This is a genomic window from Methylibium petroleiphilum PM1, from assembly GCF_000015725.1.
Classification (GTDB): domain Bacteria; phylum Pseudomonadota; class Gammaproteobacteria; order Burkholderiales; family Burkholderiaceae_C; genus Methylibium; species Methylibium petroleiphilum.
This window is the reverse complement of sequence record NC_008825.1, coordinates 224,733-250,926: the sequence shown is the minus strand read 5'-3', so window position 1 is coordinate 250,926 and position 26,194 is coordinate 224,733. Positions and strand designations below refer to the sequence as shown.

Annotated in this window: 27 protein-coding genes; 18 read left to right on the top strand and 9 right to left on the bottom strand. The window is 70.3% G+C overall.

Features of this window, described 5'->3' with window-relative positions; all coding sequences use genetic code 11:
• Positions 1-5: 5 nt before the first annotated feature.
• The 6 genes from MPE_RS01160 to MPE_RS01135 are packed head-to-tail and all read left to right on the top strand — an operon-like array spanning position 6 to position 4,921.
• Positions 6-1,268, top strand: coding sequence for an SAM-dependent methyltransferase (locus MPE_RS01160; protein ID WP_011827835.1), 1,263 nt, complete (start codon positions 6-8; stop codon positions 1,266-1,268).
• A complete protein-coding gene (locus MPE_RS01155; protein ID WP_011827834.1) occupies positions 1,268-1,840 on the top strand; it encodes a chalcone isomerase family protein in 573 nt (190 codons plus the stop codon). Before MPE_RS01160 ends, MPE_RS01155 begins: the two co-directional genes overlap by 1 nt.
• Positions 1,837-3,144, top strand: a complete 1,308-nt coding sequence (locus MPE_RS01150) for an MFS transporter (RefSeq protein ID WP_011827833.1) — start codon at positions 1,837-1,839, stop codon at positions 3,142-3,144. The genes MPE_RS01155 and MPE_RS01150 overlap by 4 nt, the downstream gene beginning before the upstream one ends.
• Positions 3,141-3,689 carry a DUF3833 domain-containing protein gene (locus MPE_RS01145; protein WP_011827832.1) on the top strand — a complete coding sequence of 183 codons (549 nt, stop codon included), beginning with the start codon at positions 3,141-3,143 and terminating at the stop codon, positions 3,687-3,689. Before MPE_RS01150 ends, MPE_RS01145 begins: the two co-directional genes overlap by 4 nt.
• Positions 3,690-3,695: 6 nt before the next feature.
• Positions 3,696-4,481, top strand: coding sequence for an SDR family NAD(P)-dependent oxidoreductase (locus tag MPE_RS01140; RefSeq protein WP_011827831.1), 786 nt, complete (start codon positions 3,696-3,698; stop codon positions 4,479-4,481).
• Entirely contained in the window at positions 4,481-4,921 is a 441-nt protein-coding gene (locus MPE_RS01135) for a nuclear transport factor 2 family protein (protein ID WP_011827830.1), read from the top strand. The genes MPE_RS01140 and MPE_RS01135 overlap by 1 nt, the downstream gene beginning before the upstream one ends.
• A 12-nt stretch (positions 4,922-4,933) precedes the next feature.
• Here MPE_RS01135 and MPE_RS01130 read toward each other — a convergent pair whose 3' ends face one another.
• Both MPE_RS01130 and corA read right to left on the bottom strand, forming a co-directional pair.
• Complete coding sequence (locus MPE_RS01130) at positions 4,934-6,115, bottom strand: MFS transporter (protein WP_011827829.1); 1,182 nt, start codon at positions 6,113-6,115, stop codon at positions 4,934-4,936.
• A gap of 37 nt (positions 6,116-6,152) precedes the next feature.
• Positions 6,153-7,109, bottom strand: a complete 957-nt coding sequence (gene corA, locus MPE_RS01125) for a magnesium/cobalt transporter CorA (RefSeq protein ID WP_011827828.1) — start codon at positions 7,107-7,109, stop codon at positions 6,153-6,155.
• Positions 7,110-7,480: 371 nt separating this feature from the next.
• On the opposite strand from corA, the gene hpf reads away from it, so the two are divergent.
• From hpf to hprK, 3 genes are all read left to right on the top strand, one after another.
• Entirely contained in the window at positions 7,481-7,825 is a 345-nt protein-coding gene (hpf, locus tag MPE_RS01120) for a ribosome hibernation-promoting factor, HPF/YfiA family (protein WP_011827827.1), read from the top strand.
• A gap of 223 nt (positions 7,826-8,048) precedes the next feature.
• Positions 8,049-8,519 (top strand): PTS sugar transporter subunit IIA, encoded by a 471-nt coding sequence (locus tag MPE_RS01115; RefSeq protein ID WP_011827826.1) that lies wholly within the window; start codon positions 8,049-8,051, stop codon positions 8,517-8,519.
• A gap of 225 nt (positions 8,520-8,744) precedes the next feature.
• On the top strand, positions 8,745-9,701 hold the full coding sequence (gene hprK, locus MPE_RS01110) for an HPr(Ser) kinase/phosphatase (RefSeq protein ID WP_011827825.1): 957 nt from the start codon (positions 8,745-8,747) through the stop codon (positions 9,699-9,701).
• A 7-nt stretch (positions 9,702-9,708) separates the two neighbouring features.
• Here hprK and fur read toward each other — a convergent pair whose 3' ends face one another.
• Positions 9,709-10,146, bottom strand: coding sequence for a ferric iron uptake transcriptional regulator (gene fur, locus MPE_RS01105; protein WP_011827824.1), 438 nt, complete (start codon positions 10,144-10,146; stop codon positions 9,709-9,711).
• A gap of 119 nt (positions 10,147-10,265) precedes the next feature.
• On the opposite strand from fur, the gene MPE_RS01100 reads away from it, so the two are divergent.
• The 9 genes from MPE_RS01100 (at position 10,266) to MPE_RS01060 (ending at position 20,360) form a co-directional block, all read left to right on the top strand.
• On the top strand, positions 10,266-10,811 hold the full coding sequence (locus tag MPE_RS01100) for an outer membrane protein assembly factor BamE (protein WP_129452160.1): 546 nt from the start codon (positions 10,266-10,268) through the stop codon (positions 10,809-10,811).
• On the top strand, positions 10,808-11,638 hold the full coding sequence (gene dapB / locus MPE_RS01095; RefSeq protein ID WP_011827822.1) for a 4-hydroxy-tetrahydrodipicolinate reductase: 831 nt from the start codon (positions 10,808-10,810) through the stop codon (positions 11,636-11,638). Before MPE_RS01100 ends, dapB begins: the two co-directional genes overlap by 4 nt.
• A gap of 11 nt (positions 11,639-11,649) precedes the next feature.
• Complete coding sequence (locus MPE_RS01090; RefSeq protein WP_011827821.1) at positions 11,650-12,315, top strand: MotA/TolQ/ExbB proton channel family protein; 666 nt, start codon at positions 11,650-11,652, stop codon at positions 12,313-12,315.
• Between the two features lie 6 nt (positions 12,316-12,321).
• Complete coding sequence (locus MPE_RS01085) at positions 12,322-12,759, top strand: ExbD/TolR family protein (RefSeq protein WP_011827820.1); 438 nt, start codon at positions 12,322-12,324, stop codon at positions 12,757-12,759.
• Between the two features lie 91 nt (positions 12,760-12,850).
• A complete protein-coding gene (gene leuS, locus MPE_RS01080) occupies positions 12,851-15,544 on the top strand; it encodes a leucine--tRNA ligase (RefSeq protein ID WP_011827819.1) in 2,694 nt (897 codons plus the stop codon).
• 5 nt (positions 15,545-15,549) lie between these two features.
• Positions 15,550-16,059 (top strand): LPS-assembly lipoprotein LptE, encoded by a 510-nt coding sequence (locus tag MPE_RS01075; RefSeq protein WP_011827818.1) that lies wholly within the window; start codon positions 15,550-15,552, stop codon positions 16,057-16,059.
• Between the two features lie 12 nt (positions 16,060-16,071).
• The gene (gene holA, locus MPE_RS01070) at positions 16,072-17,163 is read left to right on the top strand and encodes a DNA polymerase III subunit delta (RefSeq protein ID WP_011827817.1); all 1,092 of its coding nucleotides are present in this window, start codon (positions 16,072-16,074) and stop codon (positions 17,161-17,163) included.
• Between the two features lie 160 nt (positions 17,164-17,323).
• On the top strand, positions 17,324-17,908 hold the full coding sequence (locus tag MPE_RS01065) for a methylamine utilization protein (protein ID WP_237706354.1): 585 nt from the start codon (positions 17,324-17,326) through the stop codon (positions 17,906-17,908).
• Position 17,909: 1 nt separating this feature from the next.
• Complete coding sequence (locus tag MPE_RS01060; protein ID WP_011827815.1) at positions 17,910-20,360, top strand: EAL domain-containing protein; 2,451 nt, start codon at positions 17,910-17,912, stop codon at positions 20,358-20,360.
• A gap of 6 nt (positions 20,361-20,366) precedes the next feature.
• On the opposite strand, the gene MPE_RS01055 is transcribed toward MPE_RS01060, so the two are convergent.
• From MPE_RS01055 to MPE_RS01030, 6 genes are all read right to left on the bottom strand, one after another.
• Positions 20,367-21,299, bottom strand: a complete 933-nt coding sequence (locus MPE_RS01055) for a 2-hydroxyacid dehydrogenase (RefSeq protein WP_011827814.1) — start codon at positions 21,297-21,299, stop codon at positions 20,367-20,369.
• Positions 21,296-21,802 (bottom strand): CinA family protein, encoded by a 507-nt coding sequence (locus MPE_RS01050; protein WP_011827813.1) that lies wholly within the window; start codon positions 21,800-21,802, stop codon positions 21,296-21,298. Before MPE_RS01050 ends, MPE_RS01055 begins: the two co-directional genes overlap by 4 nt.
• A gap of 7 nt (positions 21,803-21,809) precedes the next feature.
• Positions 21,810-22,364, bottom strand: coding sequence for a phosphatidylglycerophosphatase A family protein (locus MPE_RS01045; RefSeq protein ID WP_011827812.1), 555 nt, complete (start codon positions 22,362-22,364; stop codon positions 21,810-21,812).
• Positions 22,361-23,332 carry a thiamine-phosphate kinase gene (thiL, locus tag MPE_RS01040; protein ID WP_011827811.1) on the bottom strand — a complete coding sequence of 324 codons (972 nt, stop codon included), beginning with the start codon at positions 23,330-23,332 and terminating at the stop codon, positions 22,361-22,363. Before thiL ends, MPE_RS01045 begins: the two co-directional genes overlap by 4 nt.
• Before the next feature lie 67 nt (positions 23,333-23,399).
• Positions 23,400-24,077: a response regulator transcription factor gene (locus MPE_RS01035; RefSeq protein ID WP_011827810.1), complete on the bottom strand. Its 678-nt coding sequence runs from the start codon at positions 24,075-24,077 to the stop codon at positions 23,400-23,402.
• Positions 24,074-26,149, bottom strand: coding sequence for a PAS domain-containing sensor histidine kinase (locus MPE_RS01030; protein WP_049820735.1), 2,076 nt, complete (start codon positions 26,147-26,149; stop codon positions 24,074-24,076). The genes MPE_RS01035 and MPE_RS01030 overlap by 4 nt, the downstream gene beginning before the upstream one ends.
• Between the last annotated feature and the right edge of the window lie 45 nt (positions 26,150-26,194).

The following is a 26,194-nucleotide window of genomic DNA, read 5'->3' as shown; positions in this document are numbered from 1 at the left end:
GACCGATGAACACCACCACCCATGGCGGCACCGTGCCGCGTCTCGAGCCCGCCACCCTGCCGCCGTCGGCGCCCGCTGCCGCGCGCGCCGTGTTCCGGCTGCTGACGCGGCTGCGGCACGGTCAGCTCGACGTGCAGATGCCCGACGGCACGAGCGCACGCTTCGGCGGCCTGCGCGAGGGCGGCGACGTTCGCGCCGCGATCCGGCTGCGCAACTGGGGCGTCTGCGGCGCGGCGCTGCGCAGCGGCGACATCGGCTTCGCCGAGAGCTACATCGCCGGCGACTGGAGCACGCCCGACCTGGCGGCACTGCTGCGGCTGTTCGTCGCCAATCGCGAGGAGATCGAGACCCTGGTCTACGGCAGCTGGTGGGGCTCGCTGCTGTACCGCGTCCGGCACCTGCTCAACCGCAACTCGCGCCGTGGCAGCAAGAAGAACATCCACGCGCACTACGACCTCGGCAACGCCTTCTATGCGCTCTGGCTCGACGAGACGATGAGCTACTCGAGCGCCTGGTTCGACGGCGATCCGCGGCGCTCCACGGCCGAGGGCCAGCACGCCAAGATCCGGCGCGCACTGACCGAGGCCGGCGTGACGGCGGGATCGCGCGTGCTCGAGATCGGCTGCGGCTGGGGCGGCGTGGCCGAGGTCGCGGCGCGCGACTTCGGTGCCCACGTGACCGGCGTCACGCTGTCGTCCGAGCAGCTCGATTACGCGCAGCAGCGGCTGCGGCGCCACGGCCTCACGAGCCTGGGCGACCTGCGCTTCCAGGACTACCGCGACATCCCCGACGGTCCGTTCGACGCGGTGATCTCGATCGAGATGTTCGAGGCGGTCGGCCGCGCCTACTGGGACGACTACTTCCGCACGCTGTCCGACAAGCTCCGGCCCGGCGGTCGGGCCTGCATCCAGAGCATCACGATCCGCGACGACCTGTTCGATCGCTACATGAGGAGCACCGACTTCATCCAGCAGTACATCTTCCCCGGCGGGCTGCTGCCGAGCATCGGCGCCTTCGAGGCCGAGGCCCGCCGCGCTGGATTCGAGGTGGAGACGACCTTCCGCTTCGGTCCCGACTACGCCGAGACGCTGCGGCGCTGGCGCGAAGGCTTCATGGGCGAGGAGGCCCGCGTGCGCCAACTCGGCTTCGACACGCGCTTCGTGCGCATCTGGGAGTTCTACCTCGCCTACTGCGAGGCGGCCTTCGCGGCCGGCAACACCGACATCGTGCAGTTCACCCTGCGCAAGCCCGGCGCGGCGAGCGTTTGATGGAACGTCGCGCCTGCCTGCAGCTCCTGGCCGCCGCCGCGTGCGCGGCGGCCGTGCCGGCGCTGCGGGCGCAAGCCACGGCCAGGCCTCCGGCCGAGGCGCTGGCCGAGCTGCCAGGCGCACGCCTGCAGGGCAGCGGCCGTCTGCGCTACTTCGGCCTGCACATCTACGACGCCCGGTTGTGGGTGGGCCCCGACTATCCCGCCACCGCCCCCAGCCGGGAGGACTATGCGGCGCACCGCTTCGCGCTCGAGCTCGAGTACGCCCGCTCGCTCGACGGCGAGAAGATCGCCGAGCGCTCGATCGACGAGATGCAGCGCGCCGGCCCGCTGCCCGACGCTCAGCGACAGGGCTGGCTGGCCTTCATGACGACGACCTTCCCCAACGTGGTGGCCGGCTCCCGGATCACCGGGGTGCACCGGCCGGGCGAGATGGCGCGCTTCTACTTCAACGGCCAGCCGGCCGGCGAGCTGCGCGACCCCACGTTCGCGCAGCGCTTCTTCGGCATCTGGCTCGGCCCGCAGACCTCGCAGCCGGCGCTGCGGCGATCGCTGCTCGGGGGCACGCCATGAGCGAGCGGGCCATGGCAGCGCTCGGCCTGCCGCCCGCCACAGCCGGGCTGGCTTCGTCCGGCGACGGCCTGCGCTACGGCGCCCTCGGCCTGCCGCTGGCCTTCGTCGCACTGCCGCTGTACGTGCTGCTGCCGAACCACTACGCGGCGCAGTTCGGCGTGCCGCTGGCCGCGCTCGGCGCCGTGCTGCTCGCCGCGCGCCTGCTGGACGCGCTGGCCGACCCCCTGATCGGCCGCTGGGTGGACCGGCTGTTCGCGCGGAAGGTCCTGTCAGCGTGGTGGGCCGCCACGATCGCGGCGCTGGTGCTCGCGACCGGCTTTCGCGCGCTGTTCTTTCCCGCCGTCGAAGGCACGGCGGCCCTGCTCGCGTGGTGCGCGATCGGTCTGGTCTTCACCTACCTGGGCTACAGCGTGGTCTCGGTGGTCCACCAGGCCTGGGGGGCACGGCTCGGCGGCGACGAGGCGGGCCGCGCCCGCGTGGTCGCGTGGCGCGAAGGGGCCGCGGTGGTGGGCGTGCTGATCGCCAGCGTGCTGCCGTCGGCGTCCGGCCTGCAGGCCACCACGCTGGTGTTCGCGGTGCTGCTGCTGGCCGGGCTGGCGCTGCTGCGGCAGGCACCAAGGGCGGTGCTTCGCCCACCTCTGGACGCCGGCGGCGCCGCATCGGTGCAGCCGTTTCGCGTGACGGCGTTTCGACGCCTGCTGGCGATCTTCATCGTCAACGGCATCGCCAGCGCAGTACCGGCCACGCTGGTGCTGTTCTTCATCCGCGACCGGTTGCAGGCACCGGCCTGGGAGCCTGCTTTCCTGGCAGCGTACTTCGCGGCCGGCGCGCTATCGATCCCGCTGTGGCTGCGCAGCGTCGCCCGCTTCGGCCTGGCGCGCAGTTGGCTCGCCGGCATGGGGCTGGCGATTGCCACCTTCGGCTGGGCCGCGACGCTGGGCGCCGGCGACACGCTCGGCTTCCTCGCGGTGTGCATCGCCAGCGGCGCGGCGCTCGGCGCCGACCTCACGCTACCCGGCGCGCTGCTGACCGGCGTGATCCAGCGTGCTGGCCACGCCGGCCACGGCGAGGGCGCCTACCTCGGCTGGTGGAACTTCGCGACCAAGCTCAACCTCGCGCTCGCCGCGGGCGTGGCCTTGCCGTTGCTGCAGGCCACGGGCTACGAGACCGGTGCGCGAGACCCCCAGGCGCTCGCCGCGCTGAGCTTCGCCTACTGCCTGCTGCCGTGCGCGCTGAAGCTCGGCGCCGCGCTGCTGCTGTGGGCGCTGTGGCTGCGCCACCCCGACGCTGGAGATTTCGCATGAACAAGCGCACCCTGCTGGCGGCCGTCGGCGCCACCGTGGCACTCGCGGCCACCGGCGGCCTGACCGGCTGCGCCGGCCCGACCGTCGCAGACTACGCCGCCGAGCAGCCGACGCTCGACCTCGCCCAGTACTTCAACGGCACGCTCGACGCCCATGGCGTGTTCACCGACCGCTCGGGCAAGGTCGTCAAGCGCTTCCGCGTGGTGATGAAGTGCAGCTGGCAGGGCCACGACGGCGTGCTCGACGAGGACTTCACCTACAGCGACGGCACGAAACAGCGCCGCGTCTGGCGCCTGAAGAAGCTCGACGGCGGCCGCTACACCGGCACCGCAGACGACGTGAGCGGCGAGGCACAGGGACAGGCCGCGGGCAACGCCTTCAACTGGCGCTACACGCTGCGCCTGCCGGTGGACGGCAGGGTCATCGACGTGCAGTTCGACGACTGGATGTACCTGATGGACGAGCGCGTGATGCTGAACAAGGCAGTGATGAGCAAGTTCGGTGTCCGCCTCGGCGAGGTCACGTTGTCCTTCTACAAGCGCTGAGCCTCCGTGTCCCTGAATCCCCCCCTTACCGAGTGGTCCGGCCAGCTCGCCTGGCTGGTCGGCGCCTCCAGCGGCATCGGTCGCGCCACCGCGTCGGCGCTGCATGCGCAGGGGGCGACCGTGGTGGTGTCGGCCCGCAAGGCGGCGGACCTCGAGCGCTTCGTGCAGGAGCATCCCGGCAGCCATGCGGTGGTGCTCGACGCGACCGACCGTGCCGCGATGCAGGCCGCCGCGCGCCGCGTGCGGGGCCTGATGGGTCGTATCGATCTCGCGATGTACTGCGCGGGCCACTACAAGCCGCAGCGCGCCACGGCCTTCGACCTCGACGAGATGCTGCTGCACCAGCAGGTCAACTATGTCGGCGCGCTGCATCTGGTCGACGCGGTGCTGCCCGGGCTGCTCGAGCAGGCCGCGGCCGGCTCGGGAGGGCACTTGAGCCTGGTCGGCAGCGTGGCCGGCTACCGCGGACTGCCGAACTCGCTGGCCTACGGGCCGACGAAGGCGGCGCTGATCAACCTGGCGCAGACGCTCTACCTCGACCTGCACGCGAAGGGCATCGGCGTGTCGATCGTCAACCCCGGCTTCGTCGAGTCGCCGCTGACGGCGCAGAACGACTTCGCGATGCCGGCGCTGCTGACCCCCGAGCAGGCGGCGCAGGCCATTCTCGCGGGCTGGGCCTCGGGCGTCTTCGAGCTGCACTTCCCGAAGCGCTTCACGCTGTGGATGAAGTTGCTGAGCCACGTGGGTGACGGCCTGTACTTCAAGGCGGTGCGCCGCGCCACGGGTCTGTGATGTCCGCATCCACCGACGACTCCCGCGTCGCACGCGTGATCGCACGCTTCGAGCACCTCACCCGCGCGGACCTGCCGCGCCTGGGCGAGATCTACACCGAAGGCGCGCTGTTCAAGGACCCCTTCAACGAGGTCGAGGGGCAGGCTGCCGTGCAGGCGGTGTTCGCCCACATGTTCGACGCGCTCGACGATCCGCGCTTCGTGGTGCGGGACGTCATCGTGCAAGGCGACCAGTGCCTGCTGACCTGGGACTTCCTGTTCCGCTTCAGGCGCTACCGTTACGAGCTGCAGACGGTGCGCGGCGCCTCGCACCTGCGCTTCGCCGCCGACGGCCGGATCGCGCAGCATCGTGATTACTGGGATGCCGCCGAGGAGCTGTACGAGAAGCTGCCAGCAATCGGCGTGCTGATGCGCTGGCTCAAGCGCCGTGCCAGCCGCTGAGGGACCGCCGGTTCAGGGACCCTCGGGTCCGGCACGCATGCGCAGTGCCACGGCGATCACGCTGACGGCGAGCGCGGCCAGCCAAAGCGACTGCCCCGGCACACCGCAGCGTTCGAGCATCAGGCCGCTGACCGCCGGCCCGACGGCGCCGCCGGCGGTGTAGCCGGTGATCATCGCTGCGGTGCCGGCGATGGTGGAGCGACCGGTGAACTCGTGCGCCACGCGGACCATCGTCAAGGTGTAGAGCGCGCCGCCGATCGCGCCCCACAGGAAAGCCGCCACCCAGAACAACGCGGCCACGCGGGGTGCCAGGCCGAAGGCCAGCACCGACAGCAGCAACAAGGCACCGGCGACGCCGAACACCCGCCGCACCGGCGCGTGGTCCGCCAGCCAGCCGGCCGGGTACTGCAGCACGAAGCTGCCGACGCCCAGCGCGCCGGCGATCGACGTCGCCACGCCGAGCGACATGCCGAGCTGCGACCCATAGGCCGCGGTGATGCCACCGAGGCCCGCCTCGAACACACCACCCGCGAAGGCAATCCACACCAGTGCCGGCCGCGCCCGCAGCGCGGCCCGCAGGCTGTCGCGGCCGCCGCCGGTGTGCGAGGCCCGCAGACGGCCGACCGCGGGGCCGGCCGTGACTCCCAGCGCCAGCGCGTAGATGGCGGCGGCGCCCCACAGCAGCCACACCGTGTGCAGAGGCTTCCCCGCGGGCAACAGCCATTGCAGCGCACCGGGCAGCAAGGGACCGACCGCGAGAGCTGCGCCCAGCGCGGTCTGGTACATCCCGGTGAAGCGGCCGCGCCGGGCCGGCGGCGCGTTGAAGGCGATCAGCGCCTCGGTGCCGTTCCATTCGGCCGCCGCGCCCAATGCGCCGAGCACCGACCAGCAACACCAAGCGAGATAGCTGTCGGTCAGCGCATAGCCCGCCAGTGACAGCACGCCCAGCACCAGGCCGCCCCGGTAGGCGCGGATCACGCCGAGGCGCGCGAACACGCGCGGCATCACCGGGATCATCGTCGCCACGGTCAGGAAGGGCAGCATCGCGAACAGGCCGATCGCGCCAGCGTTCACACCCCGGCGCTGAAGCGTCACGGCGAGCACCGGGTTGACAACGCTGAAGGCCAGCACCACCAGCGTCGTGCCCGCCCCGATGCGCCAGAGCCCGCGGCCCACGGGAGCATCGGAGCTCATCGCGTCTCACCGGCAGCGCGGAGACCCCGCGCCGCCATCACAGCCAACCCTTGCGACGGAAATACCAGAACGGCGCGATCACCGACGCGACCATCAGGCCCAGCGCGTACGGATAGCCCAGGCTCCAGTCGAGTTCCGGCATCGCCTTGAAGTTCATGCCGTAGATGCTGGCGATCAGCGTCGGCGGCAGCAGCGCGACGCTGGCCACCGAGAACAACTTGATGATCTTGTTCTGGTTGATGTTGATGAAGCCGACGATGGCATCCATCAGGAAGTTGATCTTGTCGAACAGGAAGGCGGTGTGCGAATCCAGCGAGTCGATGTCGCGCAGGATCTGGCGCGCCTCCTCGAACTGCTCGGCATTGAGCAGGCGGCTGCGCATCATGAAGCTGACCGCGCGTCGCGTGTCCATCACGTTGCGGCGGATGCGGCCGTTCAAGTCTTCCTGGCGCGCGATGGCGGCCAGCACCTCGGCGGCGGTCTGGTCGTTCACCTCCGACTGCAGCACGCGCGACGACACCTTCTCCAATTCATCGTAGATGCCCTCGAGCGAATCGGCCGAGTACTCGGCGTCGGCGTCGTAGAGCTTGAGCAGCACGTCCTTGGCGTCTTCGATCAGCGCCGGCGTGCGGCGCGCCCGCAACCGCAGCAGGCGGAACACCGGCAGGTCCTCGGCATGCACCGAAAAAAGCACCTTGTCGTGCAGGATGAACGCCACGCGGACATTTCGTGTCGCCTCGTCGTGGATCAGGAAGTCGGAGCGGATGTGCAGTTCGCCGTTGTCTTCCTCGTAGAAGCGGGCGGACTCCTCCAGATCGTCGTCGACGATGTTCTCGGGAATCTGCAGTCCGAAGCGACCGGCCAGCCAACCCTTTTCCTCGGGCGTCGGGCTTTCCAGGTCGACCCACACCGGCCGCACATGGGCGAGCGCTGCCGCGCTCTCGATTTCTTCTTGGAACAGCCGCCCATTGGCGAGCGTGAAGACGTTCAGCATGCGAACTCCAACAACCGCGCGGGCCGACGCGCCGCGGATTCGACCCCGGAAGCTGGGCTCGGGGTCGGCTTGGGAAGTGAGATCGAGACCGTCTCACTCCCTGCGGTATCGCGCCACCCGAAGTGGCGCGGAAGCGGTTGGAGTGGACGGTCACCGAGGTGGGGTGGTGTCCAACGGAAGCTCCGACAACGAAACCCAAGGATTATGGCATTCGCGCTAGGGCGCCGAGCCCGCTGCGGCCCGTTTCCGGCTCGGTCATCGGCTTGTCACGCCGCAGCGTCGGGCGCACACTGAACCGGACCGTCGGGGCATGGCATGTCGTGTCCCTGCGTCGCTGGTTTCCTTCTCAACCCTCAGTGAAAGGCGAACTTATGAACCTGACGATCAGCGGACACCATCTCGAAGTGACGCCTTCTCTGCGTGAGTATGTACTTACAAAGCTAGATCGGGTCACTCGACATTTCGATCAGGTCGTCGACATCAATGTCCTGCTGAGCGTCGAGAAGCAGAAGGAGAAGGAGAAGCGGCAGAAGGCCGAGGTCAACGTGCACGTCAAGGGCAAGGACATCTTCGTCGAATCGGCCCACGAGGACCTGTACGCCGCCATCGACGAGCTGATGGACAAGCTCGACCGCCAAGTCTGCCGCCACAAGGACAAGGTGCAGGACCACCACCACGCCTCGGCCAAGCGCCTCGATGCACCAGATCTGCAGTAAGCCCACCGCAAGGATCACGGACCATAAAGGAGCGGCCTGCGGGCCGCTTTGTTCTTGCCGATCGGACGGGAAGTCGTTGCCGCACCGCAACCGCAGGCACCTCATCGCGGGGACTGGAGGGCTCGCCCGAGACTCGGGATCGGCCTCCTTCCTATAATTTGTCACTCGTTTGTTGCGAAGCGCTGGCCAAGGCCCCTCCCGTCGAAACCGGCGCTGCCCCTAGATGAACCGTCTCTCCGCCATCCTGCCCGCCAGCAACGTGCTGGTGGATGTGGACGCCACCAGCAAGAAGCGCGTGTTCGAGCAGGCGGGCCTGCTGTTCGAGAACCGGCACGCGATCGCACGGGCGACGGTCACCGACAACCTGTTCGCCCGTGAACGCCTGGGATCCACCGGCCTGGGACATGGCGTGGCCATCCCGCACGGCCGGATCAAGGGGCTGAAGAACCCGCTCGCGGCGGTGATCCGCATGCAGCAGCCGATCGGTTTCGACGCTCCGGACGACGAACCTGTGTCGCTGCTGATCTTCCTGCTGGTGCCCGAAGCGGCCACACAGCGACACCTCGAGATCCTCTCGGAGATTGCCGAACTGCTGTCGGACCGGGCCCTGCGCGACAAGCTCAAGGCCGAGCCCGACGCCGCCAAGCTCCACGAGTTGATTGCCAACTGGGAACCGCTGAAGTCGGTCGCGTGAGCGACCTGCCGGTCCCGGCTCGAACGGTGCAGCTGGCTTGCATCGGGGGCGATGCCATGAAGCAGCCCCAACCCGCTCGTCTTGCGACACCGAATCCGCGCGTGCCTTGCTGCGCAACGGCTGGCGCGATCCGAGGCGGTCAATGAAGCCCCAATCCGTTCGTTCTGCAGCACCGCGTCCGCGCGTGCCTTGCTGCGCAACGGCTGGCGCGATCCGAGGCGGTCAATGAAGCCCACCGTCATCAGCGCAGAGGCGCTGTTCGAGGCTCACCGCACCGCGCTGCGCTGGGAATGGCTTGCCGGCCACGCCCACCCGGAGCGCCGCTTCGACGAGGTCGCGGTGCGCGATGCCCAGTCGGCCGCCGACCTGGTGGGCTACCTGAACTACATCCACCCCTATCGCGTGCAGATCGTCGGGCGACGCGAGGTGCGCTACCTCGTCGACGTTCCCCCGGAAGACCAGGAACGTCGCATCTCGCGCATCGTGACGCTGGAACCGCCGGTGGTGATCGTGGCCGACCAGCAGACGCCGCCGGACCGGCTGGTCGCGATGTGCGAACGCGCCGACATCCCCCTGTTCGTGACCGAGGAATCCGCCGGCCATGTGATCGACGTGCTGCGCGCCCACCTGAGCCAGCACTTCGCCGACCGCACCACGCGGCACGGCGTGTTCATGGACATCCTCGGCCTGGGCGTGCTGCTGACCGGCGAGTCCGGCCTGGGCAAGAGCGAACTCGGCCTGGAACTGATCTCGCGCGGCCACGGCCTCGTGGCGGACGACGCAGTCGACCTGTACCGGGTGTCGCAGACGGCCCTGGAAGGCCGCTGCCCCGACCTGCTGCTGAACCTGCTCGAGGTGCGCGGGATCGGCCTGCTCGACATCAAGGCGATCTTCGGTGAGACCGCGGTGCGTCGCAAGATGCGCCTCAAGCTCATCGTGCACCTGGTGCGCAAGGAGACGATGGAGCGCGACTTCGAACGGCTGCCCTACGAGCCGCTTTACGAAGACGTCCTCGACGTACCGGTGCTGAAGGCGGTGATCGCGGTCGACGCCGGCCGCAACCTCGCCGTGCTGGTCGAAGCCGCAGTGCGCAACACCATCCTGAAGCTGCGCGGCATCGACACCTACCAGGAGTTCATCGCCCGCCATCGCATCGCGATGGAAGGCGACGAACCGATCTGAACGTCGGTCAGCGCGGCGAGTTGCTGCCCTTGCAGCCGTCGCGCCCGCAGATCACGTAGAGCGCGAGCGAGTGGTCCTGCAGCTCGTAGCCTCGCTCGCGGGCAATCTGCAGCTGGCGCTTCTCGATCTCGGCGTCGTAGAACTCCTCGACCCGCCCGCACACGACGCACACCAGATGGTCATGGTGCTTGCCCTCGTTGAGCTCGAACACCGACTTGCCCGACTCGAAGTGATTGCGAGACAGGATGCCGGCCTGCTCGAACTGCATCAGCACCCGGTAGACCGTGGCCAGGCCGATGTCGGAACCGTCGGCCAGCAAGTGCTTGTAGACGTCCTCGGCCGTCAGGTGGCGCACCGCCGAGGTCTGGAACACCTCGAGGATCTTGAGGCGCGGCAGGGTGGCCTTGAGTCCGCTGCTCTTGAGGTCTTCGGCATGGGTGGTCATCGGCAGGTCCTCGGGGCAGGTGGGCTCCACTAGAATTCTTGGATCATATCGAGCCTGCGGCCCTGGTGCGGCGGGCACCCCGTCGCTCTCGCAGCGGCCCGCCTGCTGCACCGATGTCCATGCCTTCCTCGCCCCACCTCCGTGCCCTGTGCCTGCTGCTGGCGTCCGTCGTGCTCGGCGGCTGCAGTTCCATGCGCTCCACGTCGGACCGCCTGTTCGGGCTGATCACCCCTTATCGCGTCGAGGTTGTTCAGGGCAACGTCGTGACGCAGGAGATGGCTGCTGCCGTCAAGCCCGGCATGACGCGGGCGCAGGTCCGTGACACCCTGGGGTCACCGCTGCTCGCCGACATCTTCCACGCCGACCGCTGGGACTACGTGTTCACGATCCGGCGCCCGGGCGCAGCCTATCAGCAGCGCCGCGTCACCGTGCTGTTCGATGGCGACACGATGAAATCCTTCGAGGCCGACGAACTGCCGAGCGAGCGCGACTTCGTGTCGTCGATCGACACCAAGAGCACGAAAGGCGCCAAGGTGCCGACCCTGGCCTTGAACGACGAACAGCTCAAGGCGCTGCCGATGCCCGCCAAGGGCAGCATCCCGGAGCCGAACAGCGCGCCGCAGGGCCCGGCCCGCGACTACCCGCCGCTGGAGGCGACGCCGTGAAGGCGGTGGCCGCGGCTGAACGGCGCCGCATCGCGATCGCCGGTGCGTCGGGCCGCATGGGCCACATGCTGATCGAGGCCGTGCTGGCCTCGGACGACTGCGTGCTGGCGGGCGCGCTCGACCGGCCCGACAGCCCCCAGCTCGGGCAGGATGCCGCCGGTTTCCTCGGCCAGCGCAGCGGCGTGATGATCACCGACGACCTGCGTACCGGGCTCGCGAACGCCCAGGTCCTGATCGACTTCACGCGCCCCGAGGGCACGCTGGCCCACCTGCAGGCCTGCCGCGAGCTCGGCGTGCAGCTGGTGATCGGCACCACCGGTTTCGACGAGGCCGGCAAGGCTCGCATCTCCGAGGCCGCGCAGCACATCGCCATCGTGATGGCGCCCAACATGAGCGTGGGCGTGAATGTGGTTCTGCAGCTGCTGGCCACCGCTGCCAAGGCACTGAGCCAGGGCTACGACATCGAGATCATCGAGGCCCACCACCGCCACAAGGTCGACGCCCCCAGCGGCACCGCGCTGAAGATGGGCGAAGTGGTGGCCGACGCGCTGGGCCGCGATCTGAAGTCCTGCGCGGTCTACGGTCGCGAGGGCGTCACCGGTGAACGCGATCCGTCGACGATCGGCTTCGCCACCGTGCGCGGCGGCGACATCGTCGGCGATCACACCGTGCTGTTCGCCGGCACTGGCGAGCGCATCGAGATCACGCACAAGTCCAGCAGTCGCGCCACCTATGCCCAGGGCAGCCTGCGCGCGGTGCGTTTCCTCGCCGACCAGCAGCGCGGCCTCTACGGCATGGAGGCCGTTCTGGGCCTCGTGGCGACGTGACCAGCGGTCTCGTGCACTTCTGGTCCGAGGGTGACGCGATCACCCGCCTCGTCGCCGCGCTGCTGTTGCTGATGTCGGTCAGCGCGTGGGTGCTGATCTTCTGGAAGTCCTGGCTGCTGCGCCGGGTGCGTGCCGACCTCGCGCGCGCCGTCCCGGCGTTCTGGGCCGCGCCCGATCTGGCGGCAGCCCGCACGCAGTTGCAGATTTTCGATCGCGAGGCGGCGCTGGTGCCCCTGCTCGACGCCGGGCTGCAGTCCGCCCGCGGTGGCACGCTCGAGGCCGCCGGCGCGCGCGCCTCGCAGCTCACGCGCCGCCTGCGCGACGCCTTGCACGGCGTGCTGATGCAACTGCAGTTCGGCCAGGTGCTGCTCGCGTCGATCGGCGCGACGGCGCCCTTCATCGGCCTGTTCGGCACCGTCTGGGGCATCTACCACGCGCTGCTCGGCATCGCCGCGGCCGGCAACCTGAGCATCGACCGCATCTCCGGCCCGGTCGGCGAGGCCCTGGTCATGACGGCCGCTGGCCTCGCGGTCGCGATCCCCGCGGTGCTGGCCTACAACGTGTTCGGCAAGCTGGTCGGCGCCTGCGAGGCCGAACTCGAGGGCTTCGCTCACGACCTGCGCGAGATGCTGCTCGACGACGCCTCGGCGCCCCGCCCGGGCACCGAGCGAGGCTGAACCGTCATGGCCTTCGGTCGCCTGGAGCGCACCGCGCTGCCGCAGCCGATGAGCGACATCAACATGACGCCGCTGATCGACGTGATGCTGGTGCTGCTGGTGATCTTCATGATCAGTGCCCCGCTGATGACCTCGAGCCTGCGCCTCGACCTGCCCCGGGCCGATACCGCAACGCCCAGCGACACGCCCAGCTTCGTCAGCGTCGCGCTCACGCCCGACGGCGCACTCCATTTAGGCGACGAGGCCCTGGCCGACGCCGCCTTCGACGCCCGCATCCGCGAAGCCGCCCGGCGCCAGCCCGGTCTGGAGGTGCAGTTGCGCGCCGACCAGTCCGTGCCCTACGGCCGCGTGGCCGCGCTGATCGGCCGACTGCAGAGCGCCGGCCTCAACCGCATCGCCTTCGTCGCGCAACCCACCGAGGCCGCGTCGCCTTCCTCGAACTGAGCGCCACGGCACGCCCGTCGTCCTCGACGGGTCGCGCCCTAGAATCCATCGACTTTCCCGAGACGGCGCCATCGCAGCGCCCGTGCCCTGCATGAGCACCCCGCATCCAGCCCCCGCCTCCGCTTACGAACCCGGCGCGATCGAAGCCGCCGCCCACGCGCACTGGACTGCGCGCGACGCGCACCGCGTCGTCGAGGACACGAGCCGCCCGAAGTTCTACGCCTGCTCGATGCTGCCCTACCCCAGCGGCAAGCTGCACATGGGCCACGTGCGCAACTACACCATCAACGACATGATGGCGCGCTACCTGCGCATGAAGGGCTACAACGTCCTGATGCCGATGGGCTGGGACGCCTTCGGCCTGCCGGCGGAGAACGCGGCGATCGACAAGAAGGTGGCGCCGGCGCAGTGGACGCGCGACAACATCGCCGACATGAAGTCGCAGATGCAACCGCTCGGGCTGGCCTTCGACTGGTCGCGCGAGGTCGCCACCTGCGACCCGGATTACTACAAGTGGAATCAGTGGTTCTTCCTGAAGCTGCTCGAGAAGGGCATCGCCTACAAGAAGACACAGGTCGTGAACTGGGACCCGGTCGACCAGACCGTGCTCGCCAACGAACAGGTGATCGACGGCCGCGGCTGGCGCAGCGGCGCCCCGGTGGAACGGCGCGAGATCCCGGGCTACTACCTCGCGATCACGCAGTACGCCGACGAACTGCTGGCCAACGTCGCCGACCCGGCCAGCCCCGGCTTCCTGCACGGCTGGCCCGAGCGCGTGCGGCTGATGCAGGAGCACTGGATCGGCAAGAGCGCCGGCGTGCGCTTCGCCTTCCCGCACGAGATCCGCGACGCCGACGGCACGTTGGTCGGCGACGGCCTGATGCACGTCTTCACGACGCGTGCCGACACCATCATGGGCGTGACCTTCTGCGCGGTCGCACCCGAGCACCCGCTGGCGACGCATGCCGCTGCCTCGGACCCGGACCTCGCCGCCTTCATCGAAACCTGCAAGGCCGGCGGCACGACCGAGGCCGAACTGGCCACCAAGGACAAGGAAGGCCGGCCGACCGGCTTGTTCGTGAAGCATCCGCTGAGCGGCGCGCCGGTGCCGGTGTGGGTCGGCAACTACGTGCTGATGGGCTACGGCGACGGCGCCGTGATGGGCGTGCCGGCCCACGACGAGCGTGATTTCGCGTTCGCCAAGAAGTACGGCATCGACATCTTGCAGGTGGTGCACGTCGACGGCGAACACTTCAGCTACGACCACTGGCAGGACTGGTATGCCGACAAGCAGCGCGGCGTGACCATCAACTCCGGCAACCTGAGCGGACTGAGCTACCCGGTGGCGGTCGACGCGGTGGCCGCGGCGCTGGCCGCTCAGGGCCTGGGCGACAAGAAGACCACCTGGCGCCTGCGCGACTGGGGCATCAGCCGCCAGCGCTACTGGGGTACGCCGATCCCCATCATCCATTGCACCGGATCGGGACCGGGGTCCGACAACCCCGGGTGCGGCGACGTGCCGGTGCCCGAGCAGGACCTGCCGGTGCTGCTGCCCGAGGACCTGATCCCCGACGGCTCGGGCAACCCGCTGAACAAGAGCGCCGCCTTCCTGAACGTGGCCTGCCCGAAGTGCGGCGCCCCGGCCAAGCGCGAGACGGACACGATGGACACCTTCGTCGATTCGTCGTGGTACTACATGCGCTATTGCTGCCCCGACAGCGACGCGGCGATGGTCGACTCGCGCAACGACTACTGGATGCCGATGGACCAGTACATCGGCGGCATCGAGCACGCGGTGCTGCACCTGCTGTACGCGCGCTTCTGGACCAAGGCGATGCGCGACTGCGGGCTGGTCAAGTTCGACGAGCCGTTCACGAAGCTCTTCACCCAGGGCATGCTGCTCAACGAGTCCTATTACCGCGAGGACGCCTCGGGCAAGAAGCGCTGGTTCTACCCCAGCGAAGTGGAGGTGCAGTTCGACGACAAGGGCCATCCGGTCGGTGCGATCGCGCGCGAGGACGGCCAGCCGGTGCAGCTGGGCGGCATCGAGAAGATGTCGAAGTCGAAGAACAACGTGGTCGAGCCGCGCGACATCATCGCGAAGTTCGGCGCCGACACGGCGCGCCTGTTCACGATGTTCGCCGGCCCGCCGGACCAGAGCGCCGCGTGGTCGGACTCGGGTGCCGAGGGCAGCTTCCGCTATCTGCGCCGGCTGTGGGCCTTCGCGACGAAGCAGCGCGAGGCCGTGCAGGCCGCCGGCACCGACTTCGCCGACGCCTCGCGCGCCGCCATCGACCTGCGGCGCGACGTGCATCTGCTGCTGCGCCAGGTGAGCCACGACTACGACCGCCTGCAGTACAACACTGTCGTCTCCGGCGCGATGAAGCTGCTCAATGCGCTGGAAAGCGCCGCGCTCGCCGACACCGCCGCCGACCGCGCGGCGCTGCGCGAGGGCCTGGGCATCCTGTTGCGTGCGCTCTACCCCGCCGCGCCGCACATCGCGCACGCGCTGTGGCAGGACCTCGGCTACGCCGCGGCCCACGGCGACCTGCTCGACGCGCCCTGGCCGGCGGTCGACGAACAGGCGCTGGTGCAGGACGAGATCGAGCTGGTGCTGCAGGTCAACGGCAAGCTGCGCGGTGCGCTGAAGGTGCCCGCGTCGGCCGACCGGGCGGCGATCGAGGCCGCTGCGCTGGCCAGCCCCGAGCTCGCGAAGTTCGCCGAGGGCCGCACGCCGAAGAAGGTGGTGGTGGTGCCCGGCCGGCTGGTCAACGTGGTGGTGTGAGCCGCATGTCGCCTCTGCACCGTCGCACCACGCTGAAGGCCGCGCTCGCGCTGTCGGCCCTTGCTTTGTCCGGCTGCGGTTTCCAGCTGCGCCGCCCGCCGAAACTGAGCTTCTCGACGGTGCAGCTGGTCGGCTTCCCGCAGCGCTCGCCGTTCACCGAGCAATTGCGGCGCAGCATCGAGGCCAGCGGCACGACGCGCGTGGTCGAGTCGCCGGCCCAGGCCCAGGTGGTGCTCGAGGCGCTGGAGGACGTGCGCGACAAGTCGGTCGCCGCACAGACCGCCGCCGGGCAGGTGCGCGAGTTCACGCTGCGCACGCGGCTGCGCTTTCGCCTGCGCACGCCGGGCGGGCGGCTGCTGATCCGCGACACCGAGTTGCTGCTGAGCCGCGACATGAGCTACAACGAGACCAACGCACTCGCCAAGGAACAGGAAGAGGCCATGCTCTACCGCGGCATGCAGAGCGACATCGTCGACCAGGTGATGCGCCAGCTCGCCGCCGTGCCGGCCCCTTAGGCTCGCAAGCGCATGCAGATCAAGCCCGACCAGCTCGATGCGCATCTGAAGAAGGGCCTGCGTCCGCTGTACACGCTGCACGGCGACGAGCCGCTGCTGGCGCTGGAGGCGAGCGACGCCATCCGCGCCGCGGCGCGCGATGCCGGGCACACCGAGCGCGAGGTCCATCATGTCGCCGGCGCGCACTTCGACTGGAGTTCGCTGCTCGGCGCGGCCAGCTCGATGAGCCTGTTCGCCGAGGCCAAGATCGTCGAGATCCGCATCCCGTCGGGCAAGCCGGGCAAGGACGGGTCGCAGGCGCTCCAGCACTATTGCGAACACCTGCCCGAGGGCGTGGTGACGCTGGTCACGCTGCCGCGGCTGGACCGCCAGCAGTCGGGCAGTGCCTGGTTCGGCGCGCTGGAATCGGCCGGCGTGACGCTGCGCCTCGACCCGGTGGAACGTCAGGCGCTGCCGCAGTGGATCGCGCAGCGCCTCGCGGCGCAGAACCAGCGCGTCGCCGCCGACGAGGAGGGGCAGCGCACGCTGGCTTTCTTTGCCGACCGGGTCGAGGGCAACCTGCTGGCGGCCCAGCAGGAGCTCACCAAGCTCGGCCTGCTGTACCCGGCCGGCGAACTGAGCTTCGAACAGGTCGAGGCGGCGGTGCTGAATGTGGCGCGCTACAGCGTCTTCAAGCTCGGTGAGGCGGTGCTGGCCGGCCAGGTCTCGCGCGTGCTGCGCATGCTCGACGGCCTGCGCGCCGAGGGCGAAGCTGCCGTGCTGGTGCACTGGACGCTGGCCGAGGACATCCGTGCATTGCGGCGCTGCAAGGACGCCGTCGCGGCCGGCAAGCCGCTGCCGATGGCGCTGCGCGAGAACCGCATCTGGGGCCTCAAGGAGCGCCTCTTCGAGCGCGCGCTGCCCCGGCTCGGCGACGGCACGATCGACCACCTGATCGAGGCCGCCCATGTCTGTGACGGCCTGGTCAAGGGTCTGAAGCACCCGCAGTGGCCGCAGGACCCCTGGATCGGCCTGCAGCGGCTGGCGCTGCAGCTGGCGGGATCGATGCAGGCGGCCCAGCTGCCGCGCGGCACCCCGTCGCAGCGGCTCGTGCTGCAGGCCTGAGGCGTCGGGTCGCCGCGCCTTCAGGACGTCCGCGCGCGGCCGATATCCCTGGCTGACACCCCATTGCTCGCGCTCGCGCATCATGCGCGCCGGCCGGCCCGGATCGGCCGCCATCGCCTCCTGCCCGTCCATGAAGCCTCTGCACCGCCGTTTGTCCGGATTGCCCACCCTGCTCCTGCTGCTGGCCGGCCTGCCGGCTCATGCCGTGCCGCTGGTGATCACGGTGACCGACGAAGAGGGCACGCCACTGGCCGACGCCGTGGTGGCGGTGCAGGTCAAGGGCACCCCGCCCACCGCACCCCCCGGGGTCAGCGCCGAGCTGGGCCAGAAGAACAAGCGCTTCACGCCTGCGGTGCTGGCGGTGCAGACAGGCACCGCCGTCAGCTTCCCGAACTTCGACACTGTGCGCCACCACGTCTATTCGTTCTCGCCGACCAAGACCTTCGAGCTCAAGCTCTACGCCGGCACGCCGGCCGCACCGGTGGTGTTCGACAAGCCCGGCACCGCGGTGCTCGGCTGCAACATCCATGACGCGATGACCGCCTACGTCCGGGTGGTCGACACGCCCTACTTCGCCCGCACCGACAGCGCCGGGCGCGCCCAGCTCGAGCTGCCCGCGGGCGACCACCAGCTGCAGACCTGGCACGCGCTGCTGGGTGTGGACGGGCCGGCACCGGTCCAGCCACTGAAGCTCGGCAGCACCCCCGCCACCGCCGCGGTGAAGCTGGACGCGAAGGCCCCCTGAGATGCCACTGCCGGCCTTCATGACGCCCAAGCGCCTGCAGTTCCGCATCGTCGCGCTGTTCCTGGGCCTGCTGCTGGTGGTGCAGCTGGCCAGCCTGCTGCTGATCGGCAACAGCATCAGCGTCAACGCCCGCAGCGCCGTGAACGCCGAGCTGCGCACCGCCGAGCGGGTGTTCGAGCACCTGCTGGCGCAGAACGCGGGGCGGCTCACCGATGCAGCGCGGCTGCTGGCGTCCGACTTCGGCTTCCGCGCCGCCGTGGCCAGCAACGACGGCGAGACGCTGGCCTCGGCGCTGGCCAACCAGGGCGATCGCATCGGCGCGAGCCTGGCGGTGTTCACCGATGCCCGCTTCAACCTGAAGGCCGCCACGCACGACGGCGCCGAGCGCTTCCTGCCCACGCTGCGGCAGCTGGCCACGGCCCCCGACGCCACGCAGCGCCTGGTCCTGCTGGACGGCGAGCCCTACCAGCTGGTGGCCGTGCCGGTGAAGGCGCCGCTGACGATCGGCTGGGTCGCGATGGGCTTCCGCATCGAGGCGAGCCTGCTGCAGGAGATGCAGCAGCTGTCGTCGATCGACGTCGCGCTGCTCACGCAGCGCGGCAGCCCGCCGCGCTGGGACGTGCTGCAGTCCACGCTGGACCCGGCGGCCTCGCCGCAGCTCGTCGAGCAATGGCTTCTGGCGCGCGAGACGCAGGCCACCCACCAGATGTCGCAGAAGGAGCGCCACGCCACCCTGACGCTGACCGACGACGGCGGCAGCCGACTCAGCGGCCACCTGCTGGCGCGCGACATGCCGCTGGGCCGCGAGGGCGAGCCGCAGACGGTGGCCGTGTTGATGCGCTCGCTGGACGAGGCCACCGCGCCCTACCGTCGCCTGCAGTGGATCCTGCTGGCCTTCACGCTGGTGGCGATCGCGGTGTTCGCGGTCGTCAGCGTCTACACCGCGCGCCGCATCACCACCCCGTTGAAGACACTGGCCGGCTCGGCACGCCGGCTCGGCCAGGGCGACTACGAGCAGGCTGTGCCGGCGCGCACGGACGACGAGATCGGCGAGCTGGCGCAGGCCTTCGAGACCATGCGCCTGGCGGTGCGCGAACGGGAAGGCGAGGTGCGCCGGCTGGCCTTCGAGGACGGGCTCACGCAGCTGCCGAACCGCGAGCAGTTCCGCGCCGACCTGCGAGCCGCGATCCAGCACGCACAGGCCCGCAACGAACCGTGCGCGGTGCTGATGCTCGACCTGGACCGCTTCAAGCATGTCAACGACGTGCTCGGGCACCGCTTCGGCGACCGGCTGCTGCAGGAGGTGGCCAAGCGCCTGACGCAGGAGGCACGGCGCAGCAACGACGTGGTGGCGCGCCTGGGTGGCGACGAGTTCGCGATGCTGATGCCGAGCGCCGACATCGCGCTCGCGCTCGGCATCGCGCAGCGCATCCAGCGCGCCTTCGAGCGCCCGATCTCGCTGGACGACCACACCGTCGACCTGGGTGCCGGCATCGGCATCGCCTGCTGCCCCGCGCACGGCGTCGAGGCGGACACGCTGGTCAGCCGCGCCGAGCTGGCGATGTACGCGGCCAAGCAGCACCAGCTCGGCGTGAAGGTCTACGACGCGGCTCTCGACATGAGCAGCGACGAATCGCTGTCGCTGCTGAGCGAACTGCGCACCGCGGTCGACCGCGACCAGTTGCGCCTCTACCTGCAACCCAAGATCTCGCTCGCCACCGGCGCGGTGCTCGGCGCCGAAGCGCTGGTGCGCTGGCAGCACCCGCAGCGCGGCCTGGTGCCGCCGGGCAAGTTCATACCGTTCGCCGAGCAGACCGGCTTCATCCGCGTACTGACCGGCTGGATGATCGAGCGCAGCGCGATGGTGCTGCGCCAGATGAACGCCGGTGCGCCGGCCCTGAAGATCTCGGTGAACCTGTCGACCCGCGACCTGCTCGATCAGGACCTGCCGGCCAAGATGCAGCGCCTGATCGACACCCTGGCGTTGAACCCGGGCTCGATGTGTCTCGAGATCACCGAGAGCGCGATCATGGACGACCCGCAGCGCGCCCTGCAGACGCTGGAGCGGCTGCACGCGATGGGCTTCAAGCTGTCGATCGACGACTTCGGGACCGGCTACTCCTCGCTGGCCTATCTCAAACGCCTGCCGGTCGACGAGCTGAAGATCGACCAGAGCTTTGTATTCAACATGGAGCGCGATCTCGACGACGCGAAGATCGTGCGATCCACCATCGACCTGGCGCACAACCTCGGCCTGAACGTGGTGGCCGAGGGCATCGAAACGGCCAAAGCCTGGAAGTTGCTGCAGGCGCTGGGCTGCGACGAGGCGCAAGGCTACTTCGTCGCCAAGCCGATGCCCGAGGCCCTGTTCGCCGACTGGATCCGCGACTGGACCGCACCGCAGGTGCAAGCGGTGCGGCTGGACACCGACTTCAGCCGGCTGGCGCTCTGACAAGCCCTAATAGCCGCGCTGGCGATCCACCAGATTCGCCAACGGGCGGCCGGCCCGCCAGGCCTGCAGGTTGGCCGCCACCACGCCGGCCGCGCTGCGCGGATCGGTCTGCGCGGCCGCATGAGGCAGCACGGTGACGCGGGGGTGGGACCAGAACGCATGCCCGGCCGGCAGCGGTTCCGTCTGGAACACGTCGAGCACCGCATGGCGCAGCCGCCCAGCATCCAGTGCGGCCAGCAGGTCCGCCTCGACCACGTGCTCGCCGCGCGCCAGGTTCACGAGGCCGGCGCCGGGCTTCATGCGCGCGAGGCGAGCGGCATCGAACAGCCCGCGCGTGGCGGGCGTCAGCGGCAGCAGATTGAGCACGATGTCGGCCTGCGCCAACAGCGTGTCGAGCGCGGCCTCGCCGGCATGCGTCTCGATGCCCTCGATGGCGGTCGGCCGCGTGCTCCAACCCCGCACCCGGTAGCCCTGCGCCGCCAGCCGCAGCGAGGTGCCGCGGCCCATCTGCCCGAGCCCCAGCACCGCCACCACCAGTTCGTCGGCGCGGCGTTGACCGTGCGGCGCCCAGCGTCCCTCACCTTGCAGTCGGGCGTAGCGGAAGAAGCCGCGGTGCAGCGCCAGCACCGCCCACAGCGCCGTCTCGGCCATCGCCGCGCTCATCGCCGGATCGACCATGCGCACGATCGGCACGCCTGCCGGCAGCGTCGGGTCGGCCAGCAGGCGGTCGACGCCGGCCCACAGCGACTGGATCAGGCGCAGCCGCGGCAGCCCGGCCAGCGTGCCGGGACGCGGGTTCGCGACGATCGCGACCTCGATGTCGTCGGCAGCGCCCTGGCTCGATGTCAGCAGGTGTTCGCCGGACAGCGCGGCGGACAGCGCCGCGCGCCAGGTCTCGGCTTCGTCGGCACCGACATCGCAGGCCAGCAGCAGGCTCACGGCCGCGCGGCCTCCAGCAGGCGCTGCAGCGCCCGCAGCACGGTCTGCGCGCGGATGCCGGCGCGATCGCCCGACAGCTGCAGCAACTCGGCCCGCGGCGCCTGGCCGCGCACCGTCAGACCGAGCCAGACCGTGCCGACCGGCTTGCCCGGCACCGCGCCGCCGGGGCCGGCGATGCCGGTCACGCTCAGCGCCAGGTCGGCCGGCGCCTGCCGAAGCACCCCCTCGGCCATCGCCAGCGCGACCTCGCGGCTCACCGCGCCGTGTCGCTCGATCAGCGTGGCCGCCACACCGAGCGACTGAACCTTGGCCTCGTTGCTGTAGGTGACGAAGCCCCTTTCGAACCAATCGCTGGAGCCGGCCACGGCCGTGCACGCAGCGGCCACCAGCCCGCCGGTACAGCTCTCGGCCGTGGCCACGCGCCAGTGCCGCGCCCGCAGTGCGGCAGCCAGCTGCAGCACCAGCGGCTCCAGGTCGGCGAGATCGAGCAGGCGCGTGCTCATCGGACGCTCAGACCAGGAAGCGCCACAGCGCGATCACCAGCAGCGTGCATAACGCGGCCACGCCGTCATCGAACAGGATGCCGAAGCCCTGCGCCCAGCCGATGCCGGGCGCGCTGCGACGCCGCTTGAAGCGCGCATCGGCCCAGGCCACGGGGCCGGGCTTGGCCGCATCGAAGTATCGGAACAGGCCGAACGCCACCAACTGGCCGAGCAGGCCGGCCGGCATCACCAGCCACAGCACGGTCCAGAAGGCGAGCACCTCGTCCCAGACGATGGCACCGGGGTCGGCCATGTCGAGATGGCGTGCGGTGACGGTGCAGGCCCACCAGCCCAGCGCCGCACCGCAGAGCAGCAGCACGGCCCACTGCCCGGCGTCGAGCCAGCGATCGAGCACCACGAAACTGACCCAGGCCCACAGCGTGCCGACGGTGCCCGGCGCGACCGGGCTGAGGCCGGCACCGAAGCCCAGCGCGATGGCGTGCGCAGGATGGGCCCACAGGAAGGCCGCGGTCGCGCGACGCGGGGGCTTCGCCGTGGAGGCTTCCAGTCGCTCGCCGTTCATGCGGAGAAGTGATCGAACGAGGCCCAGACGCGATCCACGGCCTGGCCGTCGGCGTCGACGAGGCGCAGGCCCGCCTCGTGCTCGATGCGGCCGATTCGGCTGACCGCCACGTCGGCCCCGCGCGCGGCCTCGAGCACCCGCGCATGGGCCGCTGGCGGCGCCGTGAAGACGAGCTCGTAGTCGTCGCCTCCGGCCAGCGTGCACAGGCGCTGCAAGGCCAGCGGCTGGGCCGCGAGGTCGGCGCTGCGCGGCACGCGACCGACATCGATGCTGGCACCGACGTCGCTGCGGTGCAGGAGGTGGGACAGGTCGCCCAGCAGGCCGTCCGACACGTCGACGGCGGCACGGGCCACGCCACGCAGTGCAAGGCCCAGCGCCACGCGCGGCTGCGGCTGTTCCATCGCACGCCGCACCCGCTCGAACACCGCGCCGGGCAGCGACACCTGACCGCGAAAGGCCTCGAGCGCGAGCCGCGCGTCACCGATGCCCCCACCGATCGCGTGGCTGACCCAGATCTCGTCGTCCGGCTCCGCGCTGCTGCGCAGCAGCGCCTCGCCCGCTGGGACCTCACCGAACACTGTGATGCAGATGTTGAGCGGGCCGGCCGTGGTGTCGCCGCCGATCAGTTCGCAGCCGTGTGCATCGGCCAGCTCGTACAGCCCGGCCGAGAAGCCGTCGAGCCAGGCCTCGTCGACCCGCGGCAGCGCCAGCGCCAGCGTGCAGGCCAGCGGCTGTGCGCCGCAGGCGGCGAGATCGCTGAGATTGACCGCCAGCGCCTTGTGGCCCAGGCGGCGCGGATCCACGGTGGGCAGGAAGTGCCGGCCTTCGACCAGCATGTCGCAGGACACCGCGAGCTGCATGCCGGGCCGCAGTGCGAGCAGCGCGCAATCGTCGCCCGGCCCGAGCGCCGCACGGCGGGTCGGGCGGCCGAAGTAGCGCGCGATCAGGTCGAACTCGCCGAGGCTCATGGCCGCATTGTCGCCGCGGGCCTCGGCGCTCGCGCACCGCGCCGCCACGCCAGCGGCCGCGCCCGGTTCAGGATGGTCGCTGCGCGCCGTGCTCGCGCAGCACGTTGGCCAGTTCGACGGCCGACTTCACGCCCATCTTCTCGAAAACGCGCGCGCGGTGCACTTCGACCGTGCGCACGCTGATGTCGAGTGCATGCGCGATCAGCTTGTTCGGGCGGCCGTCGATCACCAGCATCATCACCTCGCGCTCGCGCTCGGTGAGCTCGGTCAGGCGCTGACGCATCAGCGCGCCGGCGCGACGCGCCTCGAGCGTCGAGCGGCTGGCGGCCAGCGCCCGCTCGATGCGGTCGACCAGGCTGTTGTCGGAGAACGGCTTCTCGACGAAGTCGAACGCGCCCTGCTGAATCGCCGCGACCGCGGTAGCCACGTCACCGTGGCCGGTGAGGAAGATGACCGGCATCGCCGCCAGCAGGCGCTGCTCGATCAGCCGCTCGAACAGCTGCAGCCCGCTCATGCCACCGGGCATGCGCATGTCGAGCAGAACGCAGGTGGGAGCATTGAGGATCGCGTCACCGCGCGCCGCGAGCATGGCCTCGAAAGCCTCGGCCGATTCGTGCGGCTCGGCCAGCAGCCGGCGCGTGCGCAACAGCCAGGCGATCGCATTGCGCACCACCGCCTCGTCGTCCACGAGGTGGACGACCGGCAGACCCAGCGGCGCGGTGGCCGGCAGCACGCCATGGCTCATGCAGAGACTCCATCGAGAACGCCCGGAGGGGCTGCCGCCGGGGAGGAAGCGGGCCCGGCAGCCGGAAGTGTGAACTCGAAACAGGTGCCGCGCACGCGGCCCTCGCCGTCGCGCAGCGTCGTGAAGTCGAGCGCCCCGCCGTGCTGCTCGACGACCGTCCGGCACAGGCTCAGGCCCAGCCCCATCCCTTCGGCCTTGGTGGTGAAGAAGGGCGTGAACAGCCGGGCTGCGACCTCGGGCTCGATGCCGGGGCCGTGATCGGTCACGCTCAGCCGCACCCAGGCGCCGTGGGTGCGGGCGCCGAGCCGCACCACGCGGCGCTCCGCCGGCTCGCCCACCATTGCCTGCAGCGCGTTACGGGTCAGGTTGAGCAGCACCTGCTCGACCATCGTGCGGTCGCACACGACACGCGGTGGCGGGCTGCCGAACTCGAACTCGATGCGCGCGCCGCACTTGCGCGCCTGCAGGCGCAGCAGCGGCATCACCGCCTCCACGAGCTGGTCGCAGCTCAGGCTCTCGCGGCTCTGCTCGCGGCGACGCACGAAGTCGTGCACGCTGCGGATGACGCGGCCGGCGCGCTCGGCCTGCTCGGCGATGTGCTGCGTGGCCTCGCGGATCATCGCCAAGCTCGGCGGATCGGGTCGCTCGCCGGCATCGTCGATCAGGTTCAGCGAGCCGGTCGCGTAACTGGCAATGGCCGCGAGCGGCTGATTGAGCTCGTGGCTCAGCAGCGAGGCCATCTCGCCGACGCTGGCAAGCCGGGCGGTGGCCTGCAGCTGCTCCTGCTGCTGGCGCGCGCGCTCCTCGACGCGGCGCTGCGCGCTGAGATCGAGCACCGCACTCATCCAGCCGCTCTGCAGCCCGTCGGGACCCACCAGCGGCGCCTCGAAGATCAGCACCGGGAAGCGCTCACCGCCAGCGCGCATGAAAGTGGTCTCGAATCCGTCGCGCGACTCGTGCGCCGGCACGCCCTGCGCCATGCGCTGCACCTGGCGCGCCTCGTAGGCGCTGAGCATCTCGGGCGGCCAGTAGGGCGGTGTGGTCTGCCCGACCAGCTGCTCGGCACTGAAGCCCACCATCTTGCAGAAGGCCGGATTGACGTAGGTGACGCGGCCCTGCCGGTCACGCGCGCGCAGGCCGGTCACCAGCGAGTCCTCCATCGCGCGTCGCAGCGTCAGTTCCTCACCGAGACGCTGCTCCGCCGCCGCGCGGCGACGCACGTCGCGCGCCAGCAACGCCACCACCGCCGCCAGCGCAAGCGAGAGGCCGAGCACCAGCGAGGTCGCCACGTTGGGGATCAGTCGCGGCGCGCCGGCCGCGCTGTCGAGCCGCAACGCCAGCGTGAGGCTCGACAGGTTGACCAGGCGCTCGGTGACATAGATGCCGGCTCCGCGCGTCAGCCCTCCGCGCGCCAGGCGCGTACCGTCACCTTCGACGAACGACAGCTCGTGGCTGCGCGCCAGTTCAGGCGCGACGGCTTCGTCGATCACCCCGCCGAGCGCCAGCGTGGCCACCATCGCGCCGCGCTCGCCATTCGGACCGATCGGCAGGCAGACGTCGATCACCTCGACCCCGAGTCCGCCGGGCTGAGGCACGAAGTAGCTGCGTGACCAGGCCGGCGCCGCCAGCCGCTGCGCGTCGGCACACGCGGCCTGCGTGTCCAGATCGAGGTCACTGCGCGCCAGGCTGACGAACAGCGGCCCACCGTAGGGCGAATCGGCGGCCGTCTCGATCACGTTGGCGCCACTGCGCCATTCGATGCGCAGCATCTCGCGCCGCGCACGCAGCAGGTCGGCCGCGTCGGAGCGCCATTGGGCGGGTTGCGGATCGTTCCACAGCAGGGCCTGCAGACTCTGCACGTCGCGCAGGAGCAGCTGCCGCACGTTGGCCGCGGCCGAGGCGGCGGCCATCTCCACTCGCTCCTGCTCGCGGTTGTTCTCGTGCTGCACCGTCAGTGCCAGCAGCAGTGTCTGGGCCACGCCCAGCAATAGCACGAGCAGCGCCCACGGCAACAGTCGCCGCCAGCGTGAAGCGAGCGGCGTGGGCACGACGGGGGCATCGACATCGGCCATAGCCTCAGTATCGAGAGCTCGCAAGCGAAAGAGGTAAGCAGTTTC

Excerpts from the sequence above, each read along its gene's own strand:
- MPE_RS01050 (WP_011827813.1), bottom strand. The coding sequence starts at position 21,802 with ATGAGCACGCGCCTGCTCGATCTCGCCGACCTGGAGCCGCTGGTGCTG.
- hpf (WP_011827827.1), top strand. The coding sequence starts at position 7,481 with ATGAACCTGACGATCAGCGGACACCATCTCGAAGTGACGCCTTCTCTG.
- MPE_RS01155 (WP_011827834.1), top strand. The coding sequence starts at position 1,268 with ATGGAACGTCGCGCCTGCCTGCAGCTCCTGGCCGCCGCCGCGTGCGCG.
- MPE_RS01115 (WP_011827826.1), top strand. The coding sequence starts at position 8,049 with ATGAACCGTCTCTCCGCCATCCTGCCCGCCAGCAACGTGCTGGTGGAT.
- MPE_RS01075 (WP_011827818.1), top strand. The coding sequence starts at position 15,550 with ATGTCGCCTCTGCACCGTCGCACCACGCTGAAGGCCGCGCTCGCGCTG.
- holA (WP_011827817.1), top strand. The coding sequence starts at position 16,072 with ATGCAGATCAAGCCCGACCAGCTCGATGCGCATCTGAAGAAGGGCCTG.
- thiL (WP_011827811.1), bottom strand. The coding sequence starts at position 23,332 with ATGAGCCTCGGCGAGTTCGACCTGATCGCGCGCTACTTCGGCCGCCCG.
- MPE_RS01130 (WP_011827829.1), bottom strand. The coding sequence starts at position 6,115 with ATGAGCTCCGATGCTCCCGTGGGCCGCGGGCTCTGGCGCATCGGGGCG.
- MPE_RS01085 (WP_011827820.1), top strand. The coding sequence starts at position 12,322 with ATGGCCTTCGGTCGCCTGGAGCGCACCGCGCTGCCGCAGCCGATGAGC.
- MPE_RS01030 (WP_049820735.1), bottom strand. The coding sequence starts at position 26,149 with ATGGCCGATGTCGATGCCCCCGTCGTGCCCACGCCGCTCGCTTCACGC.
- MPE_RS01145 (WP_011827832.1), top strand. The coding sequence starts at position 3,141 with ATGAACAAGCGCACCCTGCTGGCGGCCGTCGGCGCCACCGTGGCACTC.
- MPE_RS01100 (WP_129452160.1), top strand. The coding sequence starts at position 10,266 with ATGCCTTCCTCGCCCCACCTCCGTGCCCTGTGCCTGCTGCTGGCGTCC.
- MPE_RS01150 (WP_011827833.1), top strand. The coding sequence starts at position 1,837 with ATGAGCGAGCGGGCCATGGCAGCGCTCGGCCTGCCGCCCGCCACAGCC.
- leuS (WP_011827819.1), top strand. The coding sequence starts at position 12,851 with ATGAGCACCCCGCATCCAGCCCCCGCCTCCGCTTACGAACCCGGCGCG.
- MPE_RS01160 (WP_011827835.1), top strand. The coding sequence starts at position 6 with ATGAACACCACCACCCATGGCGGCACCGTGCCGCGTCTCGAGCCCGCC.
- MPE_RS01135 (WP_011827830.1), top strand. The coding sequence starts at position 4,481 with ATGTCCGCATCCACCGACGACTCCCGCGTCGCACGCGTGATCGCACGC.
- MPE_RS01035 (WP_011827810.1), bottom strand. The coding sequence starts at position 24,077 with ATGAGCCATGGCGTGCTGCCGGCCACCGCGCCGCTGGGTCTGCCGGTC.
- MPE_RS01060 (WP_011827815.1), top strand. The coding sequence starts at position 17,910 with ATGCCACTGCCGGCCTTCATGACGCCCAAGCGCCTGCAGTTCCGCATC.
- fur (WP_011827824.1), bottom strand. The coding sequence starts at position 10,146 with ATGACCACCCATGCCGAAGACCTCAAGAGCAGCGGACTCAAGGCCACC.
- hprK (WP_011827825.1), top strand. The coding sequence starts at position 8,745 with ATGAAGCCCACCGTCATCAGCGCAGAGGCGCTGTTCGAGGCTCACCGC.
- corA (WP_011827828.1), bottom strand. The coding sequence starts at position 7,109 with ATGCTGAACGTCTTCACGCTCGCCAATGGGCGGCTGTTCCAAGAAGAA.
- MPE_RS01045 (WP_011827812.1), bottom strand. The coding sequence starts at position 22,364 with ATGAACGGCGAGCGACTGGAAGCCTCCACGGCGAAGCCCCCGCGTCGC.